This is a genomic window from Ruegeria sp. CDSB117 (assembly GCF_059611005.1).
The window spans coordinates 1-17172 of the sequence record NZ_JBXWOS010000012.1; the positions used below are offsets into that span (position 1 = coordinate 1).

Here is a 17172-nt window from a genome sequence, read left to right on the forward strand (position 1 = left end):
GAAGGTCTTCCTGTCAGCCATCGCACTCGCGGCTACCGTTCTATTCTGGTTGTAAATCAATGAGTCTGGAGCCTAGGTCTCCTTGACAATTGGCGCAGTCAGAGGTGAATCTTGATCGTAAGGCCGCCTCTGGAATGGTCAATTCCTGTCGCAGAGGCCGTCGGCTGATCCTGATGATGGGCGCGAGCTATGAGGCTGAAGCACGGGCGGAGCCGCCCCAGTTTCGTCCAGGGCGTCCATGACCGGACCGATGTGAAACCCTTTGTGAAAATACGACCATAGATACGGTGAGAGTTCCGGGTTTTCTGTGTCACGAGTGCGGTTGACTTGTTAGGCTGATTCCATCCTGAAAAAGAGGGGGTTTCATGCTTTTTATCACGAACAGATTTCCGACCCAGAGTATTCGCACCCGTAAAGGACGCCGTTTTACCTTTGATCTGGACAATAACGCGCCTTCAAATTCGGTGTTTTACTGTGAAAAGGGCGAAGATGAGCATCACACCGAAATCACCAGTAAAGAGCTGCTGCGGCGTGTGCGTGACAACAATTGCCGCCAGATCCTGCTGTATCTTCACGGGTTCAACAATCTGCCGGAGGATGTGTTCGAAACCACGGCTGAGCTTCAGCGTCTGTGCGATCAGGCCAAACCCGGTGAAGTGATGGTGTTACCCCTGATCTGGCCCAGCGACGCCAAGCAGGGGATCGTGCAAAAGTATTGGGATGACCAGAAGTCCGCAGACCAAAGCGGGTTTTCTTTTGCGCGGGTGCTGGAACGTTTTCTGGAATGGCGCAACAGTGAGGATAACGAGCCCGAAACCGCCCCCTGCCTGAAACGGATCAACCTTCTGGCCCATTCGATGGGCAATCGGGTTTTGCGCCAAACGCTGATAGAATGGGATCGGTACGATCTGGCGTCGGGCGTGCCCCTGTTGTTTCGCAATACCTTCATGGTCGCTGCAGATGTCGTTAATGAATCCGTGCATGAAAATGAGCCCGGTGTGCTGGTCAGCCATGCTTCGCGGAATGTGGTTGTCTATTTCGCCTCTGACGATCTGGCGTTGCGGGCCAGTAAGGCTGCAAACCTCAAGAACAAAGTTGCGTCCCGCCGGTTGGGTCATACCGGGCCAGAGAACATCGACCGAACCCCGCACAACATATTTCAGGTTGATTGCGACGATATCAATACGGCCTATGACACGCCTACCGGCCACAAATATTTTGGTCCGGTTTCGCCGGGCGGCGAGGCTGGTCTGGTATTCCGGCATATTTTTCAATGCGTCCAATCCGGGCGCGTTTTCCCAGATGATCCGCATCAGCGGTCGGTCATTTTGCGCTGAATCAGGCGTTCGCGATATGTCGGCTTTTCAAATTTGATCAGAAATCCAAATAGTTCACAATCTGGTGTTGCAACCTTCAGAATGATCTGGATGATCAGCACTACCAAGACCGGCAAAACCGGTCTGCCGTTTCATGGAACGGTACTAACGAAAAAACGGGGAGATTATAATGATCCTGAAGAACCTGATGATCGCTGCCAGTGCGACCGCATTGATGGCGGGTGCCGCATCGGCGGAAACGCTGCGATGGGCACGTGCTGGTGATGCGCTGACGCTGGATCCGCACTCGCAAAACGAAGGCCCGTCACACACAATACGTCACCAGATGTACGAGCCGCTGATCATCCGCGACGTAACAGGCGCGTTTGAACCTGCACTGGCGACCGAGTGGGGTCCCAAGGCTGATGATCCGAATGTTTGGGTTTTCAAACTGCGCGAAGGCGTGAAGTTCCATGACGGCGCGGACTTCAACGCCGAAGATGTGGTGTTCAGCTTTGAGCGGGCCAAGCAGCCTAATTCGGACATGAAAGAGCTGATCGGTTCGATCACCGAAGTGCGCGCGGTGGACGATTATACAGTCGAGATCGTCACCGATGGTCCGAACCCGATCCTGCCGTCGAACCTGACCAACCTGTTCATTCTGGACAAAGGCTGGGCCGAGGCAAACAACACTGTCAATGTGCAGGATTTCGAGGGTGGCGAGATCACCTTTGCCACCACCAACGCCAACGGAACGGGGCCTTATGTCCTTCAAAGCCGCGAGCCTGACGTCAAAACCGTGATGGTGCGCAACGACAACTATTGGGGCATCGATCAGTTCCCGATGGAAGTGACCGAGATTGTCTATACCCCGATCCAGAACGCTGCGACCCGTGTTGCGGCGATGTTGTCGGGTGAGGTGAACTTCCTGCAGGATATGCCGGTGCAAGACATTGACCGCGTCAATGGTGCCGATGGCCTGATGGTCAAGCAAGCCCCACAGAACCGTGTGATCTTCTTTGGCATGAACCAGGGTGCGGACGATATCGAAGCAGACAACGTAGACGGCAAGAACCCTCTGGCCGATGTGCGCGTGCGTCAGGCGATGTCTATGGCGATCAACCGTGATGCGATCAAGCAGGTCGTGATGCGCGGCCAGTCGCAGCCTGCGGGCATGATCGCACCGCCTTTCGTGAACGGCTGGACCGAAGCGATGGACGGCGAATCCGCCACTAATCTGGAAAAAGCCAAGGAACTGATGGCAGAGGCAGGTTATGCCGATGGCTTCTCGCTCCGGTTGGACTGCCCGAATGATCGATACATCAACGATGAAGGGATCTGTCAGGCGGCCGTTGGGATGTTGGGCCAGATCGGCGTGACTGTGAATCTGGATGCAAAGCCCAAGGCGCAGCACTTCCCGCTGATCACCGACGGCAAGACAGATTTCTACATGCTGGGTTGGGGTGTTCCGACATATGACTCGGAATACATCTTCAACTTCCTTGTCCACGGTCGCGAAGACGACATCGGCACGTGGAACGGAACCGGCTATCAGGATGATGCGCTGGACACAAAGATCAAGTCGCTCGCCTCGAACACCGACCTGGACGCCCGTAATGCCGACATCGCCGACATCTGGCGTGTGGTGCAGGACGAAGCGCTTTACATCCCCATTCATCACCAGGTTCTGAACTGGGGTATGGCTGACGGTGTCGGCATCGAAGTGGATGCCGAAGACCAACCCAAGGTCAAATACTTCACCATCAAATAAGTCAAAACTTTTGACGATCAGACAGGGCGCGATTTTCGCGCCCTGTTTTTTGTTGCGATCTGAGATTTCCTTGCGCATGCGGCAAAAACCAAGAAAACTCGACCACAGAAACAGGGAGACATAACAATGATCCTCAGGAACAGCGCCATTGGCATTGCAATGCTGGCTGCCACCAGTGTTCAGGCCGCAGATTTCAAATGGGCTTCGACCACCGACCCGCAAACCATGGACCCGCACGCGGTCAACTCGGCCCCGGTTCTGGGATTTCTCAATAACGTCTACGAAGGGCTGGTCCGGCGCGACAAGGACATGAGCGTTCAGCCTGCCCTGGCCGTCAGCTGGGAACCTATTGGCGAAGGAGACGGCTGGCGCTTCAAGCTGCGCGAGGGCGTGACCTTCCACGACGGCAGTACCTTTGACGCGCAGGACGTTCTGTTCAGCTATCAGCGCGCCTCGGGCGAGGCCGCGGATACCCGCAGCTGGTTTGCGCCGGTCAGTGAGGTGATCGTGGTCGACGATTATACTGTCGATATCATGACGACCGCGCCGAACCCGTTGTTCCCGTCTTCGATTGCCAACTGGATGATCATGGATCAAGGCTGGACCGAGGCGAATGATGCCGCCGTCCCAGACAAAGAGGCCGGCAATTATGCGACGATCAATGCCAATGGCACCGGTGCATTCAAAGTCACCGAGCGTGAGCCGGGTCTGAAAACCGTACTGGAACCTCACGAGGGCTGGTGGGGCGACGTCGAGCACAATATCACCCGCGCCGAGTTTAACCCGATCCAGAACCCTGCGACCGCCGTTGCGGCGCTGTTGTCGGGTGATGTGGATATGATCAACCCGGTGCCAATCCAGGACGTCGCGCGCCTGCAAGAAGACAGTGATGTCGAGGTCATCAAGGGGATCGAGGCGCGCGTGATCATGCTGGGCTTTGATCACGAGGCTGAGACGCTGAAATATACAGACGATGAGGGCAAGCCCAACCCGTTCCGCGACCCGCGCGTCCGCAAGGCAGTGGCGCAGGCCGTGAATGTCGATGCCATTCTGGCCACCATCATGCGCGGCAATGCCGAAGCGGCGTCGCAATTGGTGAGCCCGGCCATGAGCGGCTATTCATCGGCCCATGCCGAACGTCCCGCATTTGACGTTGAGGGTGCCAAGGCTCTGCTGGCCGAGGCAGGATACGCGGATGGATTCTCATTTGGACTGAAATGCCCCAATGACCGCTATCTGAACGACGAAGCGGTGTGTCAGGCCGTAGTCAGCATGCTGGCCCAGATCGGGATCACGGCTGAGCTGGAAGCGATGCCTGTGCGCAATTACTGGCCCGAGCTACGCGAGGATAACTATGACATGTACCTGCTGGGTTGGAGCCCCGGAACATTTGACGCGGAACACCCGGTCCGGTTCCTTGTCGCGACCCCGAACGAAGAGAAAAAGCTGGGCAGCTGGAATTTTGGAGGCTTCTCGAATGCACGCGTGGATGAACTGCTGCCTGCGATTCAGTCCGAGCTGGATGAGACCAAGCGTCAGGCCATGCTGGACGAAGTGGCTAAGATCATTCAGGACGAACAGGTCTATGTGCCCATGTATGTGCAGCCACTGGTCTGGGGCACGCGCAGCAATATCGAGTTGACGCAGCGCCCCGATAACTTCTTTTTGCTGCGCTGGGTGACCGTAAACTGAAGACGCTTGAAACATGGATTGGCGAGGGCCGGTTCGGCACCGCCAATCCGCATCGTACCCTGCATAATACCAAAGACGCAGGAAATAAGGATCGCTCTGATACCAGCCCGTTAGCGATACCTTGACCATTTAGCCGACCCGTGCATAGAGAAGCGGATCAATGGGGAAAGTGAATGTTCGCATATATCGTCCGAAGGATGCTCCAATCCGTGATCGTACTGCTGGTCGTGGGTCTGGTCGCATTTTCTATGTTCCGGTTTGTCGGCGATCCGATCGACAACATGCTGGGTCAGGAGCGTACGCAAGCCGATATCGACCGGCTGCGGGCTGAGCTGGGGCTGGATCAGCCGTTTCCGGTTCAGTACTACAAGTTCCTGAAAAATGCCGTTCAAGGCAATTTCGGTGTGTCTTATCGTCAGGGACGTCCTGTCTCGACCATCATAGCCGAGCGCGCGCCGGCCACACTGGAACTGGCTTTTGTTTCCGGCTTTCTGGCAATCACCATGGGGATTGCGCTGGGCGTGTTCACAGCCATCCGACGACAAGGGGTTGCTGCGAATGTCATCATGACCGTTTCCCTGATCGGGGTATCCCTGCCGACCTTCCTGATCGGGATCTTACTTATCTACATTTTCTCGGTTGAATTAGACCTCTTACCCAGCTTCGGGAGGGGCGAGACCGTTATGATTGGCAACTGGTCCACCGGTTTCTTGACGGCCTCTGGCCTCAAGGCGTTGATCCTGCCCGCGATTACGCTGGGCCTGTATCAGATGACCCTGATCATGCGTCTGGTCCGATCGGAAATGCTTGAGGTGTTGCGCGCCGATTATGTCCGGTTTGCACGCGCTCGCGGTTTGTCGGACCGGGTGATCAACTTCCGCCACGCGCTGAAGAACACTATGGTTCCCGTGATCACAATCACCGGTCTGCAGCTGGGCTCGATCATCGCCTTTGCCATCATCACTGAGACTGTGTTCCAGTGGCCAGGTGTTGGCCTGCTGTTCATCAACGCGATCCAGTTTGTCGATATCCCTGTCATGGCCGCATATCTGATGCTGATTTCGGTCATGTTCGTTTCGATTAACCTGATCGTCGATCTTCTTTATTATGCCATTGACCCGCGCCTGCGTGTCGACGCGAGGGCCACATGACCGATACCATCGAAACCCCGACCGCCCCCACCAAATCGCGATTTGCCAAGTTCTGGGACAGCGATTTTGCGTGGTCCTTCCGGCATTCTCCTGTTGCGTTGATCGCCTCACTGGTGGTGCTGATCCTTTTGCTGGCCGCCGTTTTTGCCCCGGTCATCGCGCCCTATAATCCGTTCGATCCGGCATCACTGAACCTGATGAACGGCTTTACGCCGCCGGGCACGCCCAATGCCTTTACGCAGGAAACCTTCTTTTTGGGGACCGACGATCAGGGACGCGACGTATTTTCGACCATTCTATATGGCATGCGCATCTCATTATTTGTTGGCGTGTCGGCGGTGATGCTGGCGCTGATCATAGGTGTCATCCTTGGGCTGGTTGCGGCGTATTTTGGCGGTTGGGTCGAGACGCTCATCATGCGGATTGCCGATGTGCAGCTGACCTTCCCGGCCATTCTGGTTGCGATGCTCATCTTTGGTATCGCCAAGGGCGTCACGCCTCCCGAATACCGCAACGAAATGGCGATTTATGTTCTGATCATCGCGATTGCCCTGTCTGATTGGGTGCAATTTGCGCGGGTCGTACGCGGCGCTGCGCTGGTGGAAAAGAACAAGGAATACGTACAGGCCGCCCGTCTGATCGGGCGCGGGCCAATTCCGATCATGTTCCGCCATATACTGCCCAATGTTCTCAGCCCGGTTCTGGTTATTGCCACGATCTCGCTCGCGCTGGCGATTATTGCCGAGGCAACGCTCAGCTTTCTGGGCGTTGGTGCACCGCCGACCCAGCCGTCGCTGGGAACACTGATCCGTATCGGACAGGGCTTCCTGTTCTCGGGTGAGTGGTGGATCCTGTTCTTCCCGGCCTGCACCCTTCTGGCGCTGGCCCTGTCTGTCAACCTGCTGGGCGACTGGCTGCGCGACGCGCTGAACCCCAAGCTGCGGTGATTACATGAGCCTTCTGACGATCAACGACCTGACGGTCGAATTCCCGACGCGCCGCCAATTGTTCACCGCCGTGGACCACGTGGACCTGTCCGTTGAACCGGGCGAGATCCACGGTCTGGTGGGCGAATCCGGTGCGGGCAAATCCACAATCGGAGCGGCCATCATGGGTCTGCTGGACCGGCCCGGCCGGATTGCCAGCGGCACCATCAAGCTGAGCGGTGACCAGATCAGCGGCCTGGATGCCGTCGCGATGCGCGGCCTGCGCGGCAAGAAAATCTCGATGATCTTCCAGGATCCTCTGACCTCGCTGAACCCGCTGTTTACCGTGCGCGAACAGCTGACCGAGACGATCCAGGCCCATCTGGGCGGAACGGATGCCGAGGCGAACCAGCGCGCCCGTGATCTGATCGACCGGGTGGGCATTCCTGACCCGGATACGCGGTTGGACCAATATCCGCACCAGTTCTCGGGCGGGATGCGGCAGCGTGTTGTGATCGCCCTTGCGCTGTGCACCGAGCCGGACGTGATTATCGCGGATGAACCGACCACGGCGTTGGATGTGTCCGTTCAGGCGCAGATTCTGGACCTGATCAAGGAACTGGCGCAGGAACGGCAGGTTGGCGTAATCCTGATCACCCACGACATGGGCGTGATCGCGGATACCACGGACAAGGTGACGGTTATGTATGCGGGTAAGGTGGTGGAAACCGGCCCGACATCTCAGGTCATGGGGAAGCCCACGCACGAATACACCAAGTCGCTGATCGCCGCTGTCCCGCGCCCCACGTTGAAACTGCACCGCTTCCCGCAGATCAGCTATGGCGGGCGTGAGACCCGTTTTGCCATCGACGATATGGCCCGGCACTGGCCCAAGGTGGACAATGACACCAGCAAACCGGTGTTCGAGATTCGCAATCTGACCAAGAAGTTCCTGCAGCGCAAAGGCCTGCTGCCGTGGGACCGCACTTATTTCACTGCCGTTGACGATGTCAGCTTTGACATTCATGCGGGTGAGGTATTCGGGGTGGTGGGTGAATCCGGCTCTGGCAAGTCTACCATCGCGCGGATGATCGCGGGGCTGTACCCGGTTGATGGCGGTACGATCACCTTTGAGGGGCAGGTGGTTAGTGATCTGACCAACAGAGCCGCGTTGGATGCGTATCGCAAAAACATTCAGATGATCTTTCAGGACCCTTATTCGTCGCTGAACCCTCGGATGCGGGTGGACGATATCGTGGCCGAACCAATCCGCCATCACAAGCTGATGGAAGGGTCCGATGTAAAACGCCGCGTGGACGAATTACTGGATCAGGTGGGACTGGGCCATGAGGCCGGGCTGAAATTCCCGCACGAATTCTCAGGCGGTCAACGGCAGCGTATTTCGATTGCCCGTGCTTTGGCGACGCAGCCGCGGTTCTTGATCTGTGACGAACCGACCAGCGCCCTGGACGTGTCCATTCAGGCGCAGATCCTGAACATCCTGAAAGACCTACAGGAACATCTGGGCTTGACGCTGCTGTTTATTAGCCACGACCTGCCGGTGGTACGTCAAATGTGCGACCGGGTGGCCGTGATGAAGCAGGGCAAGGTGGTTGAGTTGCAGGAAACCAACGAACTCTTCGCCAACCCGCAGACCGAATATGCAAGCGAGCTTCTGCGGTTGATGCCGAAACTCGACGATCTGTCGACGGATGGGCTAGAGGCCGAGACCTAATTCCAAAGACCCAATTGCCCGTCACTCGGGCAATTGGGTGTGCATATACATTAAAATATTCAAACTTTGCAGACTCATCCGGGTTTGTTGTGCTACGTCTGTCTTTGGAGTTGGGGGCTTCAGAGGGGCGAAATGTCTCAGGACCTTAGGGACTGGCTAAGCGCACTTGGATTATCTGACTACGCGCAAGCCTTTTTGGATAACAAAATTGATTTTGGAATTTTACCCGATTTGACGGGTGAAGACCTGATCGAAATCGGAGTCACTGCTGTCGGCGACCGTCGGCGGCTTTTGCGCGCGATTGCCGAGCTTGAGACGTTCGAAACTGCCCCGCCATTTCAGCCTCAGGAATCCCTGGAGCCTGCGAAACGGCAGGTAACGGTCATGTTCGCCGATCTGACCGGATTTACTCGTTTGACCAGCGAACTGGATGCCGAAGACATGCACGCGCTGCTCAACGCGTTTTTCACCAGGGTGGACAAGGTCGTCGAAAAATACGGTGGCCGGATCGACAAGCATATTGGCGATGCGGTCATGGCAGTGTTCGGCGCGCCGATCTCGCACACGAATGATACTGAACGGGCCGCGCGGGCAGCACTGGAAATTCACACGGTTCTGCCTGGCCTGAACCCTCCGCTGACCTGCCATATCGGGATTGCATCAGGGCAGGTTATTGCCAGTACAACAGGCAGTCAGGCGCATACGGAATACACCGTGACCGGTGATGGTGTGAACCTGGCCTCGCGCATCACTGACATGGCGGCGCCGGGGGAAACTTTGGTTTCACATGACATTCAGCGTGCGTTAGGGCCGCTTTTTGTTGGTGAGTCGATGGGCGAAAAGGCAATCAAAGGCCTTGGTGATCCGGTTGAGCTGTGGCGGCTGGACCGGATGGCGCGCAACATCCGGTCGCGCCGGCATCGCTTTGTGGGCCGGGAACGAGAGCTATCCCTGTTTTCAGCAACCTTCGACCGGTGTCAGCGGCACGGTAAGGGTGAAGTCCATATCGTACTGGGCGAGCCGGGCATTGGCAAAACGCACCTGTCCGAACAGGTGGCTGAACTGGCCGACAGCCTGTCCTATTCCGTCCACAATGGCGTGGTCATGGATTTCGGTACGCGCGAGGGGCATTCAGCCATCCAATCCGTGACACGCAGTATTCTGGGGCTGGAGCCGACGGATGATACGGAAACCTGTGCATCTGTCGCGAAGGACGCGATTAGCAAGGGGTGGGTAACAGCGGCGAATGCCGCGCACCTGAATGCGCTGCTGGAGCTTGAACAAGACCCCGGTCTGGCCGAGGTCTATGCGGTAATGGACAATGCAACCCGTCTGCGGGGGCGGCGTCAGGTCATCGACGACCTGATTTCGGCCCGCAGCCAGGAAACGCCTTTGTTGATCCATATCGAGGATATTCACTGGGCTTCACCCGAGATCCTGACAGCCTGCGCCCATATCGCGGCGATGACGCGCAATCTGCCCTGCGTGTTGCTAATGACCAGCCGCGTGGAAGGCGATCCGATCGACCGTGAATGGCAACTTGCGACGGATGGTGCCCTGATATCCAAGCTGGAACTGGCGCCGATGGGGGACGAACAAGCCCGACAACTGGTCGAAGAGTTCACCGGGATCGATCCTGAACTGTTAGACGCCTGCGTGAAACGCGCCGGGGGCAATCCGCTGTTTCTTGAGCAGTTATTGCGCAATATCGATGTGCTGAAACAGGAATCTGTTCCCGGCAGCATTCAGGGCATTGTTCAGTCCCGTCTGGATTCGCTGGACCGATCCAGCCGGACATCGATACAGGCGGCATCCGTGCTGGGGCAGAGATTTTCGCCCGAGGTATTGAATTTTCTACTGGGTGAAGGGCATCTGGACACCTCAACCCTGATCCGCTCGGCCCTGATCCGCGAGGCTGAGGCCGATCTGATGTTTGCCCACGCGCTGATCCGCGACGGGTCCTATGCGACCCTTGTAAAATCCGAACGCGCGCGCCTGCATCGTCAGGCCGCGAGCTGGTTCGAGGACCGCGACGCCACCCTGCGGGCGCAGCATCTGGATCGCGCGGGTGCTACCCATGCCGCCCAGGCGTATCTGGAAGCCGCGGACAAGCTGATACAGGTCTTTCAGTTCGACGATGCCAGCCCGTTGATCGAACGGGCGCTGGAACTGCCCGCGCCCGCAGGGGTTCGCTTTGATCTGTTCTGCGCCCGGGGTGAGACGCACCGGTTGCAGGGCCTGTCCAATGATGCCCTGCGTGAATTCAAAGAGGCCGCAGAATTGGCCGAGACGGATGAACAAATCTGCCGGGCGCAAATCGGCTTGGCGCAGGCCGCGCGGCAGGCCAGCCTGTATCAGGAAGCTCTGGAAAGTCTGGACATTGCCGAGGCAGCTGCGGAACGCTGCGGGTCTGACCGCGACATTGCTCAGATCAACTATGTGCGCGGCAATGTATACTTCCCGCTGGGGCAGGTGACAAAGGCGCTTGAGAGTAACGAAAAGGCTCTAACACTGGCCAGAAAGCTTGAATCCGCGCGACTTGAGGTTGGTGCGCTCAGTGGATTTGGCGATGCCAATTTCATGAATGCCACGATGCAAACTGCGACAGGGTTCTACACGCAGGCAGTCGAACGGGCGCGAGAAAAGGGTTTGGTCCGCGATCTGGCCGCGAACCTGCACAATCTGAGCGTCGCGCGCAGCTATACCGGTGATGTAGCGCAAGGAAAGTTGGATGCGCAGGAAGCCATTGAAGTGTCACAGAAGTACTTCGCCTTTGTTCCAGAATGCGTGGCGCAGACCTGTTTGGGCGTTGCGCACACTTTCTTAGGGGAAATAGATCAGGCGCTGGACGTCTTTACCCTGTCTGCCGAGATCGCGAACCGCGTTGGAGCGAAACGCCTAGAGGCGCAGGCGCTGGAACATCTTGCCCGCACGCAGGTTTATGCCGGGCAGCTGGAACAGGCGCGTGAAACCGGTCGCCGCGCGGTCGGCATTGCCCTTGAACACGGTCGGAATTTCGTCGGACCAAAAGCGCTGTCAGCTTTGGCCATGGCCGAAGAGGACCCCGCGACACAAGATGATAACCTAAAGCTTGGCGAGAAGATCATCGCCGAAGGCTGTGTTGGCCATAGCCATCTTCATTTCTATACGGACGCCGCTGCCGTCATGCTGGCGCGAAAGCAGTGGGACGAAGCCACGCGATACGCGGATGCCCTGGCAGCTTTCACTGCAGATGAGCCTTTGCCGATGGTCGATCTGTCGATCCTGCAGGCTCGAACACTGGCTGAATGTGGGGGTTGGGGTATTCCTTTGACGGCACATGAAGGGTTCGATGAATTGAAGGCGCGGTTTCAGGACCTGGGCATCAAACAATCGCTGGTCGGGCCGCTGGACTAATCAGGTGAGGGGCTGAATGAGCATAGAAAAGAAAGTCTGGCTGATCTCGGGTTTTGTTACGCTGGGTCTGGCCCTTGTTCTGTTCAAACTCTGGATTGAACTGAACCATTTCGACGAGGATCCGACGCAACTGCCAGATCAGGCGTCGGTCGACGCTTATCTGCAAGACCTTCCCAATTTGCCAGGCTATCAGGTCAAAACTGGCATATTCATCAAATCTTTTAGTTTTACCGGTGCCAGCGATGTGCATGTCAGCGGCTATATCTGGCAGCATTATGAGGATGGTGTGCATGACGCCATCAAACCAGCCGAAGGCGAAGTGGGGTTCATCCTGCCGGAAGCTGCCGAGGCAGCGAGTGGCCTGATTGAAGAAGCCTACAGGATAGATCAGGGCGGGTCCGAGTTGATCGGCTGGTACTTTGAACAGACCTTGCGTCAGGCCTTTGACTATACCAGTTATCCGTTTGACCACAAAACCGTCTGGGTCCGTTTCTGGCCGGGTGAGTTTGACGTAAATGTGGCTCTAATCCCTGACTTTTCGGCCTATCCGGCCACGGGGCCGGACGATATCTTTGGCATCGACAACCGGATTGTCATGGGAACATGGGAGCGTGAAAACACATATTTCGACTATCGCCTGTCCGATCTGGATACGACCCTGGGCATCGGCAAGAACGAATATCAGACCAACCTGCCCGAGCTGCACTATAACTTCGTTATCAAACGGAACTTTGCGAATGCCTTTATCGTTCACATGATCCCCCTGATTGTTGTGACAATGCTGCTGTTCGGGGCCGTCATGACGGTCACGCGACGCCCCAATCTGGTGGAACGGCACGATTTCAGTACGTCCAGCGTTATCGGCACTTGCTCGGTCCTGTTTTTCGTGATCCTGCTGGCGCATGTACAACTGCGCGAAGGGTTTGCTGGATCGCCCGTGATCTACATGGAATCGTTCTTTTTCCTGATGTATTTCCTGCTGCTGGCAGTGTCGGTAAACACCTACTTCTTTGCAGCCGAGGCCGTACCGTCCCTGTGGTTCATCCACTATAAAGACAACCTGATTCCCAAGGCCTGCTTCTGGCCCTTTGTCCTGTCGTGCATGGTGATCATCACGGCCTATAACCTCAGCCTCAAGGATATCCCTAAGGATGAGGCCGGGATACAGGTTCAAAACTAGGCGGGCGGCTGCCAACCGGGCTTTTGTGTGCCTGTCGCCATGTCCAGCGTGTATTCCCCGACAACCCCGGCTGCGCCCTGATCCAACTGGTCCAGATACTTGGTGGGCTGCGCGATCACGTAGGCATAGGCGGGTTTTTTCACACCGTCGATCAGCACATTGATCCGCTTGCGGACATAGACATTCTCGGGTGATCCGGGTCCGTGGTAACCTTCGAGCTGGTCTAGCTGTTTCAGGCCCGATGAGGTTACCCGATAGACTTCTCCGCATATTGGATGGCCGCGCCCTTTCTGGTCGACCAGCGTGGCCATCCTGTGCAGGAAGCCACAGTTCGGATTGTCGCAATGCGGCTCATGCGGCACGATCAGAGGCATTCGCTGTCGCGTCACGGCCTTGCCAACGAAATCATCCAGCACATCGGCGTGGGCTTCGTGGTTCGGGAAGCCTTTCTTCAACGAACCATAGGTAAAGTAGAGATAGGTGCGCTCACGGTCATCAACCACATCGTCTTCGCCCTCTTCCTCAATCTCGGTCAGCGTGTGGCTGTTGGCCCAGTCATCCAGCATGGCCAGCACGTCTTTTGATATTTTGGCGTCTTCGATGTCATGGGCGTTTTGCAGGAAATGGATGCAAGCGCTGGCATCAATGCCATCCGCTGCCAGCAGAGTTTTGACCATTTCGACCGAGTTGTTCATCACCGCCACGTGCAGGCTGGTAAATCCATGGTCGTTGGTCGCATTCACGTTGATACCGCGCCGTATCAGCTCTTGCGCAGCCTCCAGATCAGGTTTGCCCAGGTTCTGTCCGTTTTCGTTCAGCTCGCCTTCGCCGCCTGCTGCGTAGTGCAACAGCGTGTCGCCATTGTGGTCATCCACGATGTCGATCCCGGCCATGCCATTATCGATCGCCTCGAACACACGATTCCATTGTTCGAACTCATCCGATGCGGCGGCTTCTTGCGCCCATTTGCAGATGTTGTGTTCCTGATCGGCCAGTTCTTCGAACGCTTCGTCCAGAACCTCCATGATCTGGTCCGGGGTCGCCATCATGCCGATCCCCATCATGCCATTTGACAGACGCCCTTTGCGGGGACCCACCAGATCAACACCCAAATCACGCAGCTTTTCGACATTCCTTTGGGTTGTGACGTTGTTCCACATGTTGGTGTTACACGCCGGGCAAAGGATCGCCGGTTTGTTTCGGTACTGCCAGGCAACAAAGACCGAGGTCAGCAGATTGTCGGCAATCCCATTGGCGATCTTGCCCATTGTATTGCAGGTCACGGGCGCTACGATCACGCAATCGGCCCAATCACACAAGGCAAGATGCGACGCGCGCAGCGGCATGCCGAACTTTGTGTATCGAAAGTTCCATTCATCATCGTCGCGGTAATAGTCGTTGTGCGAGATATAGTCCTCGACCTTTTCCGGCTCGTACCCCCGTTCAATCTCGACGCCCTTTTCGATCTCGATATCGCGAAAGAACTTCTCGGCGGAAACCGACGGGATCAGTTTCACGTTGTGGCCAGCGGCGGTAATTTTCTTTACCAGTTGCGGCACCTTGTCTGCGGCAGAAGACCCGCAGGCACACAGCAATACGTTGCGTTTTTCGCTGGGGGCATCGGTCAGCCCACCCTTGGGATAGCCAAAGATGTTCTTGTCCAGGCTGGGAGATTCATTGCGCAGCAGAACCGGCAATCCGGCCTTCTTGATGTCTTTTTGAAATTGACCATTAAGGATTCTGTCTACGATGTCCTTGCGCGTGCCCTGAAACACATTCTGGAAATACAGATATGGAACCGTTTCCTTGCCGGTTCTAGCGATCAGTTGCCTGCGCATTTTCATGACATTTGCCCCGTGCCCCTCGACATCAACCAGCTTGATGTCGGTGATGCCGATATTGGCCAGAATACTGCGCAGCATGTAGGACCAGGGGTCTTCATCCGCATAGAACAGAACAAGTGGGTTTTTTTCGGTGATATGGTCCACGTCGGACGGATCTTTGGGCGCTTCACGTTCTTCGATCACCAGCAACGCAGGTTTCGTTATGTCCCGAAGGCCGCGAAACAAATGCCCGCGTGGTGCTTGCCACACTTGTGAGGTCGCGGGGCTCATGTCCACAACCGTCACCATATCGGTGGCCTCTTTATATGCGATACACAGGCACCAGAACTCCTCCAACAGGGCCGTTTCGCGGAACGCATTCTTCGGGGGGCGAATGACCTCAGACCCCAGTACCTTGTTGAAATCGATATTGATCATCAGGTGACGACCTTTGTCATCGTTCAGGCTTAGCAATTGGTGGCGGAACCAGTCTTCGGGTGATTTGATGCTTTTGTCCGAACGATTGGCATAGCTGCGGAAAGTGCTGCCCAGATGCACGTCCGGTTCCTGGCTGAGGTACCGTTGCGCCATCGCGTGCATTTGCCGGGCTGTCGACACGCGGCTAAGCGCCTCGGCCAGATCGGTTTGCGTTGCTCTCAGCAGTTTATCCTCGTCAACCTGTTCATCCCCAAGGATGGCTAGGCTTTCGGCAAGAACGCCCATCGAGTTCATGTTCGGGCTGGCCCGTCGGAACAGGTTACGCCGCTTTTTGGGGTCCTTGGCCAGGTATTCCGTACTGTCGACATAATTGCAGTCCTGCTTCAGGGTTTGCAGGTATGTTTTGACAGCGTCCCGCGCCGAAAACCGCAGCATCCCCCGTGATCGCATCGAGGTCCCATCGCGGTCCGTCATCCCGGCCCACAACCGATCGATGGTTGTCACCCATAGCTTGCCGTACTTTTCCGGGTGAACGTCCATCATATGCACAAGGCCGGTGCTTGGATTGCACTTTGCAATAATGGCAAAATGGCCGCCCGGCATGTTTTCCTTGCCATGTGCGACACCGACTTGAAAGTTCGCCACAAGGATATCGTTCTTTCCACCCAGCCGATTGGATTCGTCTATTGCCTCAAGCAACAGATCCACGGATGTCGTGGCCTCATCCATGAAATAGGCCTGCACCTGAATGACATCGCGCAGGTCCTGGGTATGGATGAATGTGCAGGCGACATCGAATAGCTCGCCCAGCGATATTCCGTCGTTCACGACAAACGAGGTCGGCAAGCCGCATTCGCGAAAGATGTCATTGACTTCGTAGCTGAATCCAAGCGCCGACATGCTAAGGGCTGCGGCGGTCACGCTGCAGCAATTGATCGGCTGTTGATAGTTCTTCAGATGCACACTGACCAGATCGCCAAACAGTGTATCTTCACAGGCATCTTTGATCTTTTTCGGGATTGCCTTCCATTGGTGTTTGGGCAGATAGGCCAATCGGGTACCCGGCGTGGCCAGCGCCTGAAGACTGACGGGAATGTCCTCGATTTCGAGATGCTCTTCGTAAAAATAGTCCCCGGTGTCTGCGGTCGCCAATACCGCTTTGTCCTGCCGGAGCTGAACCATGCCGCCAAGGACCACAAACATACCTTCAGAAGGCAGGACCGTTTCTTCGGATACTTCATAGAACTCGAATTTCGAATGAATGACTGATGAATCTTTGGATGGCAGGACCTCATCTATCAATTTCAGATCGTCTTGGGATGGATTGAATGATTGAGAGCTTTCAATTGGATCTTTAGGCACGTCTTGTCCCCCCTGAACTTCGGCGTGAAAATTGTCAAAGACCCAACGCAGAAGCATGTTTTTTGGTCAGGCACCCATCGGTCATACAGAATAAAAAAACCGGCCTGACGTAATTTCCCGCGCTGGGCGGACCGATTGAACACATTGATATGCGCGAACAAAAGGGTCCAATTGAGCGCACTGTATAATATCTGAATATAAAAATCACTGGCGTTGTTGATTGGGCCAATTGCGTTGCAGCCATAGGGTGATCATGTCGTTCATCGCGCCGCCGAGTGCGGAAGCTCGCACAGGTGGTGCGACGAATTGACAAAATTCTTGTCAATATGACAAACATGACCGCGATTTCGTCAAGATTGCCCCTGCGTTTCGGACAGAAGCA

9 protein-coding genes are annotated in these 17172 nt (G+C 56.1%); 8 read left to right on the forward strand and 1 reads right to left on the reverse strand.

The window, feature by feature from the left end; translation table 11 throughout:
• The first annotated feature begins 365 nt into the window (after positions 1 to 365).
• The 8 genes from AC2FJC_RS14315 (at position 366) to AC2FJC_RS14350 (ending at position 13167) form a co-directional block, all read left to right on the forward strand.
• Complete coding sequence (locus AC2FJC_RS14315) at positions 366 to 1337, forward strand: alpha/beta hydrolase (RefSeq protein WP_496740008.1); 972 nt, start codon at positions 366 to 368, stop codon at positions 1335 to 1337.
• Positions 1338 to 1506: 169 nt separating this feature from the next.
• Positions 1507 to 3087: an ABC transporter substrate-binding protein gene (locus AC2FJC_RS14320; RefSeq protein ID WP_282120968.1), complete on the forward strand. Its 1581-nt coding sequence runs from the start codon at positions 1507 to 1509 to the stop codon at positions 3085 to 3087.
• A 126-nt stretch (positions 3088 to 3213) separates the two neighbouring features.
• Positions 3214 to 4779, forward strand: coding sequence for an ABC transporter substrate-binding protein (locus tag AC2FJC_RS14325; RefSeq protein ID WP_496740009.1), 1566 nt, complete (start codon positions 3214 to 3216; stop codon positions 4777 to 4779).
• A gap of 173 nt (positions 4780 to 4952) precedes the next feature.
• The gene (locus AC2FJC_RS14330) at positions 4953 to 5930 is read left to right on the forward strand and encodes an ABC transporter permease (RefSeq protein ID WP_496740010.1); all 978 of its coding nucleotides are present in this window, start codon (positions 4953 to 4955) and stop codon (positions 5928 to 5930) included.
• Complete coding sequence (locus AC2FJC_RS14335) at positions 5927 to 6877, forward strand: ABC transporter permease (RefSeq protein ID WP_058273051.1); 951 nt, start codon at positions 5927 to 5929, stop codon at positions 6875 to 6877. The genes AC2FJC_RS14330 and AC2FJC_RS14335 overlap by 4 nt, the downstream gene beginning before the upstream one ends.
• A 4-nt stretch (positions 6878 to 6881) precedes the next feature.
• The gene (locus AC2FJC_RS14340; protein ID WP_496740011.1) at positions 6882 to 8591 is read left to right on the forward strand and encodes an ABC transporter ATP-binding protein; all 1710 of its coding nucleotides are present in this window, start codon (positions 6882 to 6884) and stop codon (positions 8589 to 8591) included.
• 132 nt (positions 8592 to 8723) lie between these two features.
• Positions 8724 to 11987 carry an adenylate/guanylate cyclase domain-containing protein gene (locus AC2FJC_RS14345; protein ID WP_496740012.1) on the forward strand — a complete coding sequence of 1088 codons (3264 nt, stop codon included), beginning with the start codon at positions 8724 to 8726 and terminating at the stop codon, positions 11985 to 11987.
• A 16-nt stretch (positions 11988 to 12003) separates the two neighbouring features.
• Positions 12004 to 13167: a hypothetical protein gene (locus tag AC2FJC_RS14350; RefSeq protein ID WP_496740013.1), complete on the forward strand. Its 1164-nt coding sequence runs from the start codon at positions 12004 to 12006 to the stop codon at positions 13165 to 13167.
• On the opposite strand, the gene AC2FJC_RS14355 is transcribed toward AC2FJC_RS14350, so the two are convergent.
• On the reverse strand, positions 13164 to 16790 hold the full coding sequence (locus tag AC2FJC_RS14355; RefSeq protein WP_496740014.1) for a flavoprotein: 3627 nt from the start codon (positions 16788 to 16790) through the stop codon (positions 13164 to 13166). The two genes, AC2FJC_RS14350 and AC2FJC_RS14355, sit on opposite strands and share 4 nt — an antisense overlap.
• Positions 16791 to 17172: the final 382 nt, after the last annotated feature.